Source organism: Methanosarcina spelaei (genome assembly GCF_002287235.1).
In the GTDB taxonomy this organism is placed as follows: Archaea; Halobacteriota; Methanosarcinia; order Methanosarcinales; family Methanosarcinaceae; genus Methanosarcina; species Methanosarcina spelaei.
Genome location: NZ_LMVP01000116.1, coordinates 1 through 6,764, shown reverse-complemented (window position 1 = coordinate 6,764; position 6,764 = coordinate 1). Strand labels below are relative to the sequence as shown.

At 35.9% G+C, this 6,764-nt stretch carries 7 protein-coding genes and 1 pseudogene; all 8 read left to right on the top strand.

Annotation, left to right across the window (positions count from 1 at the left end; genetic code table 11):
* Window positions 1-463 precede the first annotated feature (463 nt).
* A complete protein-coding gene (locus ASJ81_RS07925) occupies window positions 464-1,111 on the top strand; it encodes a DedA family protein (protein ID WP_095644011.1) in 648 nt (215 codons plus the stop codon).
* Window positions 1,112-1,359: 248 nt separating this feature from the next.
* Window positions 1,360-2,328, top strand: coding sequence for a lysylphosphatidylglycerol synthase transmembrane domain-containing protein (locus ASJ81_RS07920; protein ID WP_095644010.1), 969 nt, complete (start codon window positions 1,360-1,362; stop codon window positions 2,326-2,328).
* 241 nt (window positions 2,329-2,569) lie between these two features.
* The gene (locus ASJ81_RS22710) at window positions 2,570-2,725 is read left to right on the top strand and encodes a hypothetical protein (protein WP_170943239.1); all 156 of its coding nucleotides are present in this window, start codon (window positions 2,570-2,572) and stop codon (window positions 2,723-2,725) included.
* Window positions 2,726-2,759: 34 nt separating this feature from the next.
* Window positions 2,760-3,245: a hypothetical protein gene (locus tag ASJ81_RS07915; RefSeq protein ID WP_095644009.1), complete on the top strand. Its 486-nt coding sequence runs from the start codon at window positions 2,760-2,762 to the stop codon at window positions 3,243-3,245.
* Window positions 3,246-3,657: 412 nt separating this feature from the next.
* The gene (locus tag ASJ81_RS07910) at window positions 3,658-4,023 is read left to right on the top strand and encodes a PKD domain-containing protein (protein WP_141241623.1); all 366 of its coding nucleotides are present in this window, start codon (window positions 3,658-3,660) and stop codon (window positions 4,021-4,023) included.
* Between the two features lie 807 nt (window positions 4,024-4,830).
* Window positions 4,831-5,397, top strand: a complete 567-nt coding sequence (locus tag ASJ81_RS07905) for a hypothetical protein (protein WP_095644007.1) — start codon at window positions 4,831-4,833, stop codon at window positions 5,395-5,397.
* Window positions 5,366-6,028: a hypothetical protein gene (locus ASJ81_RS07900; RefSeq protein WP_095644006.1), complete on the top strand. Its 663-nt coding sequence runs from the start codon at window positions 5,366-5,368 to the stop codon at window positions 6,026-6,028. The genes ASJ81_RS07905 and ASJ81_RS07900 overlap by 32 nt, the downstream gene beginning before the upstream one ends.
* Before the next feature lie 165 nt (window positions 6,029-6,193).
* Window positions 6,194-6,764, top strand: a pseudogene (locus ASJ81_RS07895) (ISNCY family transposase); the annotation flags it as partial.

The following is a 6,764-nucleotide window of genomic DNA, read 5'->3' as shown; positions in this document are numbered from 1 at the left end:
TCGAATACCCCGCTAGCTTGCTGCGGGGATGGAAACTTCCCCGGTAACCGTTGATAATAATAAAATTTCTCAATTCCATTTTCGATTACTAACTTCTGCTCACACTAAATTGTTTAGGGTTATTATTTCCTTTAACGGAATTTTGAGCGGTGGCGCGAACATACCCCGTTGCTTGCAGCGGGGTGCGCCAGCGCAACTTTGATTTCAGTCGAATACCCCGCTAGCTTGCTGCGGGGATGGAAACTTCCCCGGTAACCGTTGATAATAATAAAATTTCTCAATTCCATTTTCGATTACTAACTTCTGCTCACACTAAATTGTTTAGGGTTATTATTTCCTTTAACGGAATTTTGAGCGGTGGCGCGAACATACCCCGTTGCTTGCAGCGGGGTGCGCCAGCGCAACTTTGATTTAGTAATATAAGAAACATAATAAGAAGCATATATAGTAGAGAAGTATTGACATGGCAGATCAAAGCTATTTTATCGATTTATTTTTGCATCTGGACGCTCACTTAAGTGAAATAACAAACGAATATGGTTTATTAACATATTTATTATTGTTCGCTATTATCTTTTGTGAGACAGGTCTGGTGATAACTGCTTTCTTACCGGGTGATTCTCTCATCTTTGCAACCGGAGCTCTGGCTGCCAGTGGCTCGTTCAACTTACTCACTCTACTTATTGTACTATGTCTTGCAGCTATTGCAGGAGATACTGTCAATTATCACATTGGTCATTTCCTGGGAAATCGAGTAACAAATCGTGAAAATATGCGGTTTATTAAAAAGAAGCAGCTTGACCGTACACACTTATTCTTTGAAAAGTATGGGGTAAAAACGATAATTGTAGCCCGCTTTATCCCTATTATCCGTACATTTGCACCGTTTGTAGCGGGAATTGGAACAATGCCATATTCGATATTCATTAGCTACAACATCATTGGAGGAGTTTTATGGGTAACATCATTCCTTTTTGGAGGATACTTTTTCGGAAACTTGTTAGTTGTAAAGGATAACTTCAGCTTTCTAATACTTGGAGTAGTTCTTGTTTCATTACTCTCAGGCATTATTGCGTATATTCAGAGCAAACGTGACCCAAAAGGAATGTGACCCAAAGGAATGTGACCCAAAAGTCGCATGATAGAGTGAAGACTTGCCAGATATCCAAAATTTCTTCGTTATTCCAAAACTCTCAAAAGTGTTTGCATACTCTTAAATTTATTTGATCATTTAAAAAGCAAGGTTCTGAAAGTAAATTCAGAATAGGAGAGCTAGTGAGATTAGGCTGTTTCGGTTAGGAATAGAAAAACTGCTTATAGAAAAAAGGCCCTGAGACCTTGTGAGGTATATCTTTGAAGATGGGAACTTTGATAAAAATCATAGTGGCCCTGTTACTGCTCGCAGCAGGTGTATATCTTGTCCGCAGTTACTGGGTAGAGATCATACCTGTTATGGAAGAAATACTGGGAACACTCAGGGAAACAAAGCTACGTTATGTTTTTCTAGCGATCTCGGTATACTTGCTGAGCGTATACTTATTTTCAGTCCGCTGGCAACAGGTTCTCTTCTGTATTGGTTACAATCTGAAAGTCACAAGTCTTGTTCCGATTTATTTCGGAGAAGTATTCGTAAATAATATTACTCCGGGAGGGAACATGGCAGCGGGAGAATCTTTCAGAATCCTTTGGGCTAACAAACTTTTTGGGATAAGCTATGGCAATGCTTTTAAAACAGTTTTCTTTGAAAGATTGGTTGAAGCAATTCCTGTTTTTCTCTTATCAATTTATATTCTATATGCGTTTCCATCTTTAGAGATCAGGTTCCTGCCCTCAATTGACAAATTAACGTTAAAATCAGTCCACCTGTTTTTCTTAGTCTTCCTGGCAGCAGGAATCGCAATATGGTTCTTTCGAGCAAAATTAACCTCTTTCTTTCGAAATGTACAAAAAAACTGGGAAATATTTAAACAAGCTTTTATTCCTGTTTTCCTTCTATCCTGTGCGGTCTGGACTCTTGATGTAGTACGCCTCAAACTGGTTGCTTTAGCCCTGAATATTGACCTCTCTTTAAGCCTGATTGTAACAATTTCAATCCTTACTTTTATTCTGGGAGCCCTACCATTAACTCCAGGAGGTCTCGGAATAATTGAAGGTGGCCTGATCTCTTTACTTATATATTTTGGTTTATCCCTTGCATCTGCAAGCAGTTTCGTTCTTTTAGAACGTTTTATTTCTTATGGGATCAGCAGCATAATCGGATTTCTGTACCTATCTTACTATGGAGGATTTAAGATCTGGAAAAAATCAAAAGAAGGAAAATTACACTGATCAGCAAACTATACTTTCAAGAGATGATGAGGTTAAGCGCTCTATACCTTTTCAGATAGGAAATCTTCTTTTGCTTCGATTTTTGCTTCATTTGCGGAAAACGGTTGCCCTGATAGAATAACGACAACCATGAATCACCTCCTGAAACCTTTATGGAAAGGTATTAATTGGAGAAGTATGAGTAGTAATATGTGGATAATATAATTATTACTGAGCTCATCGATAAAACCATGAGGTGATAATGATGTGTAGTGTTGGAGACTCGTTTGATCTGGATATGGAAGGAAATTTGCCGGTTAAAGACTATACATGTAAAGACTGTGGAAACAGATTCAAAGGCATTGGCAAAAACGTAAGGTGCCCGTCCTGCCAATCCAAAAATGTAGCAGAATCCTGATAATCTACCGGATTTTTTAACACTTATTTTTAACATGAAAGAACCGACCTCTTCGAAAGATATTTCACTTAAGGAAAGTGAAATGCTTCTCCTGCGCGGCACGGCAGGAACAGTGGCTATTGTGAAAGCAGGCCCGCATGGACAGTTTTTTCTGGAAACTGAAAATGAAGAGATTGTACTCGGGCTGGAACCTCATGACCTGATTGTTGCTTCTGCGCTGTCTGTGGATGAGAAAACTGAAAAAGGACTTAAATGCGTTCTTTTTATGATCCGGGAAATCAGGTCACCCTTAATCGTTCTTCCAAAGAAACACCCTGCATCCCCAAGGCTTCCAATTGTAGTGTCGGCTGGCCAAAAGACTGTTCTGAGCTGCAATATTACTCCTGGCACGCATCCGAATCAGGACGTACTTTGCGGTTCAAATGAGTTTGACAGTCTTGAGGTAACCGGAACACCGGAAGGCGTACATATTGAAAACCTGCCAGAGTGCGAGGTAGTAAGGGTTAACTTTGATATCTGACCCGCATATTTCTATAGAAACAAAATAGAGTTTTAGCGGACCTTCGTTTTTATAATTTAATAATTTTTGCGGTGAGTCATCTTTTTGCGGTAGATCATCTTTTGCGGTAGATCATCTTAAGATATTTTTGCTATAAGATATTTTGCTAATTTTGGTTCTATTGACTTTTAGATATTATTTGATTCTTATTTATATTTCTATAGTTGTTATATAATCTAACATTAATTTCTATCATAGAATATTAAAAACGTATTCAATGAAATGTAGAAAGTAGTACACAGATTGAATACAGCTACGCCAATAAAATTTTTGTGAATATACATCGATAGCCAGCAGTAGAATTAAATTTCATAAGCACTGCAGCTGGATATGTACAAAAATATAATCATATAATTGATCAAGCCAAATAGATATGGGGAATAGGAAGGAAAAGGATATGAAAAGTAAAATTCTACTAGTACTACTGTTTTTGCTATCTCTATTAGCCATTCCACTACCTGCAATGGCACAAGCACCTACAGCAGATTTCTACGCTGACACAACATACGGAACTGCACCCCTGACTGTTCACTTTTACAGCACTGGCGTCACAGGCAGCCCAACCAGTTACTTCTGGAAATTTGAACACGAAACAAGCAGCGATTGGAATTCGCATCACTTTGGAAGTGCTGTCCATACATTTAGGTATCCAGGGGTCTATGATGTTAGCCTAACTGTAACAAATGCGGACGGGAGCACAACAAATACGAAGCAGAGTTATATCACGGTTAAAGAGTAATTCTGTGGCATTTGCCACATACTATTTTTGGATGTAAGTGAGTGAGTAAAAATAATGGAGGCGCGAATCAGGGATAACAGCAGGCGTAGCAATTCCCAGGGATCACTATCAGGACGAAAAACCCGACGACGAAACAGAAGACCGCGAAGAGATCTAAAAGGGTGGTAATACTATTTATTCAGAATCAGAAGGTCTCGCATATCTGCTAAATTGCCTGCTACAGCTTTGCGCTTAAACTAACTTTTGCACTTAAAGTTTAAAGGTTGCACTAAAGTATGAGTCGGGCAATGTAGTGATTCATGAGATGTATGAGAATAGTATTGATCCTAGGTTTTTAAATAAAAACAACGAAAATATATCAAAGAATTAAGTACATAAATACTAAAAGTCATTATTATTCTTGGAATAGAAAAAACATTTATTTCAGTCGAATACCCCGCTAGCTTGCTGCGGGGATGGAAACTTCCCCGGTAACCGTTGATGACTATATTATTTATCAATTTCATTTTTCGGTTGTTAACTTCTGATCAAACCAAACAGTTTGGGGTTATTACTTCCTTTAACGGAATTTTGAGCGGTGGCGCGAACATACCCCGTTGCTTGCAGCGGGGTGCGCCAGCGCAGCTTTGATTTGCGTTAGAGTTCAAATTCAAACTTCTTAGAAAAATAATCTAGCTTGATTATTATTTAACATAAATTTACTTGATAAAAATTAAATACAAAAAAGATTAAATAGAGTTAAGATTCTTATTTCTGTTTCGTGACTATATATAGTCTCCTGAATCGTATACTTCACAGGGTTACAGCATGAATTCATACTATCAACTGATAAAACCCATAAAAAATGAAGACCAACACGCTGTATATGATAACAGTGAAAAAAAGAATTTAAACCCAGTTTTATTTGAAACAAAAACTGGAAATGCTATAATAGCTCTGCAAGTGACTCCTACTAACTTATCTCAATTTGAAAAATCCTTAAAAGATTTAAATGTCAAATATTTTTTATTTACAAATATCAAATTCAAAAAAATAATTGAATATGCAACTAAGTTAAAAATAAAAATTAGAGATATTGAAACAGAAGAGCCTGGAGTTTACGACGAAGAAGAAATTCTTAGTGAAATTAAAAGATATATATCTCAAAAAAATTATTCGTCTCTTTTAGAATATATAAAAACCAATGATTTAATTATAAAAGAAATGGAAATTTCATCTGATACAAATAATGTAACAAGAATTTATGAATCTGGCGTACTTTGGGTAGATTCTGAATTATCAGAGTCAAGTCAATTAAAATCTAACTTTAATTCAATTCTTGATTTAATCTGCGAGGGAGTTAATGCAGATTCAAGAGGAGCTCCTTCAATATAAAAAGGAATTTTCTATAGTTGCTGTTTACTTTAGTTTACAACTTTTATTTGGACATTTTTATGAAAATGCTTCTAATGAAGCAATAGAAGTTTATAGTTTATTCATTTTGATTATACTGTTCACGATTTATTTAAAGATCGTTTCATTTATTTTTTTGCCTGTAGCGAGTGTCAAATTTAACAGTAACCACGATCCAATACCGTTTATATTGGATGAAACCAGCGTCAAAAAACAGAACATTAATTTTTCTTTGACTATCGACACTTACGATAAATTTGATAAACTTTTGAAGTTGTCAAAAATACTCAATATTGACCATTCTAAAATCCACTTCCAAATACATTGGAAAGATTGTGAAATGTTGCAAGTTGAACCAAATGATGTTTATTCTAGATTTAGTACTATCGAATATCCCTGCATCAGTTTGATAAATACAAATTCAAATCAGTTGTATAAATACAGTTTTAAAGTTTCAAGTAATCCCAATAGTCCAGAATTACTTAAGACTAAAATTGAAGTTAAATTGTTTTTTGAGGAAGCTGACCTATGTAGATGCAAAACGTTGATATATTTTATGAGAATAGAATCTGAAAGTAGGGAAGTGATTATCAAAAGGAAGATAAGGCCCTAAATATATAATAGTTTCTACTAATTGCTTTCTACGGAGAAGTTTAAAATAAAGAGGCTCTCAAATTAGAGTTTTGACTTAAAAAGTTATTCTTTTTCCACTAACTCTGATATTACTTTTTTCTGTTTAATAGTAGCAACTTTAAACAATACCTGATATGCCTTTCTCGTGTCTAAAAACAGTATTTTATACAAAGGAGTCCTCTTCGAGGACTCCTTCGATAACTATCTTAGCAGAGAAAGCACTTCGATTTGCCAATTCCTGTACTTCCTTTGCATTGACGATATTGCAAAGCACGTCGAACGTACTTTTTATACCAACAAAAGTTGGCACTTTAAATACAGTGTTTCTTCTATGATAAAACTGTTTGCTGTAAAGTGTTTCAGGAAACTCTCATACGATAAAACCATTTCTTCCTTAACAGAAGAGGAAGCACTCCTGCTTTCTTTTTTTGATGAAAATGGCCAGATTAAACTTCCTTCAGGTGGAACCCTTCATCATTTTGTAAAGTACAGGCTCGGAGAAAAAGGAGTCAATGAGATAATGATGCTTATAGGTGAGAAAATTCTCAAACTTTCTTTGGAAAAAGAAGCTAAAATTGACTCCACTCCACTTGAAGCTTCAAGATACGACAAACATGCTGATTATAATCCTCATTATGAATGCAAAATGGATAAGGCACATATTACAATGGTTGGAACTTATCCTGTTTTCATGACTCATACAAAAGGACTTTCTG